This window comes from Streptomyces phytophilus, assembly GCF_013870535.1.
In the GTDB taxonomy this organism is placed as follows: Bacteria; Actinomycetota; Actinomycetes; order Streptomycetales; family Streptomycetaceae; genus Streptomyces; species Streptomyces phytophilus.
This window is the reverse complement of the sequence record NZ_JACBXC010001510.1, coordinates 1-1302: the sequence shown is the minus strand read 5'-3', so window position 1 is coordinate 1302 and position 1302 is coordinate 1. Positions and strand designations below refer to the sequence as shown.

1 protein-coding gene is annotated in these 1302 nt (G+C 74.5%); it reads left to right on the top strand.

Annotation, left to right across the window (positions count from 1 at the left end):
- Positions 1-1302 (top strand): alpha/beta hydrolase (locus H5J30_RS33810; protein WP_181791606.1); only part of this gene is annotated, 1302 nt, incomplete at both ends.

Here is a 1302-nt window from a genome sequence, read left to right as displayed (position 1 = left end):
GCCGTCCCGCTGGACTACGCCCACCCCGGCGGCCGGCAGCTCAAGCTCACCGTCAGCCACATCGGCGCCACCGGACCGCGCGCCGAGCGGCAGGGCAAGCTGGTCTTCAACCCCGGCGGACCCGGCGGCTCCGGCACGTACTTCCCGCTGCTGAGCCGGTCCCCGGAGTGGCGGCGGCTGGCGGCGGCGTACGACTTCGTCGGCTACGCCCCGCGCGGCGTCGAGCGCTCCGGCGCGCTGTCCTGCCAGGACCCCGACGAGTTCATGAGGGCGCCGTCGAACACCTCGGAGCGCCCCTCGGAGCGCGAGAAGCGCGCCCGTATCGAGAAGGCGCACGCGTACGCCAACGGCTGCGCCGGGATCGCCGGCCTGCGCCACTACACGTCCCTCAACAACGCCCGCGACCTCGACGTGCTGCGCGCCGCCCTCGGCGAGCGCAAGCTCACCTACCTCGGCGCCTCCTACGGCACCTACTTCGGCAGCCTGTACGCCGTGCTCTACCCGGACCACGTGCGCCGCATGGTCTTCGACAGCCCGGTCGACCCCGACCCGCGGCAGATCTGGTACGGCAACAACCTGCGCCAGTCCGCCGCGTTCGAGGAGCGCTGGGCCGACTGGCAGCGGTGGGTCGCCAAGCACGACGACGTCTACCACCTCGGCCGCAGCCGGTGGGAGGTGGCGGCGGCGTACGAGCGGGCCCGCGAGCGGATCGAGAAGGAGCCGGTGGCCGGGCGGATCGGCACGGCCCAGCTGCAGGCGGGCTTCCTGCGCGCCGCGTACGCCGACGGGTACTGGGCGCCGGCCGCCACCGCGCTCGCCGACTACCTCGACGGCAAGCCGGGGACGCTGGCGGAGTTCGCCGCCGACGACCCTTCGGACAACGCGGCCGAGGAGAACGGCAACGCCGTCTACACCGCCGTCGAGTGCAACGACGCGCCCTGGCCGACCGACTGGGAGACCTGGGACCGCGACAACAGCCGGCTCGCGCGCGTGGCGCCGTTCGAGACGTGGGAGAACGCCTGGATGAACCTGCCCTGCGCGTTCTGGGCCGGGCCGCGGCAGCAGCCCCTCGACGTCCGCACCGACGCGGGCGAGCTGCCGCCGGTGCTCCTCCTCGCCGCCGAGCGGGACGCGGCCACGCCGTACGACGGGGCGCGGGAACTCGCGCGGCGGCTGGGCGGCTCGGCGGACCTGGTGACGGAGAAGGACGCCGGGTCGCACGGGCTCGCCGGCGGCGAGAACGCCTGCGTCAACAAGCACGTCGACACGTACCTGCTGACCGGGCGCACGCCCGGCGACGCG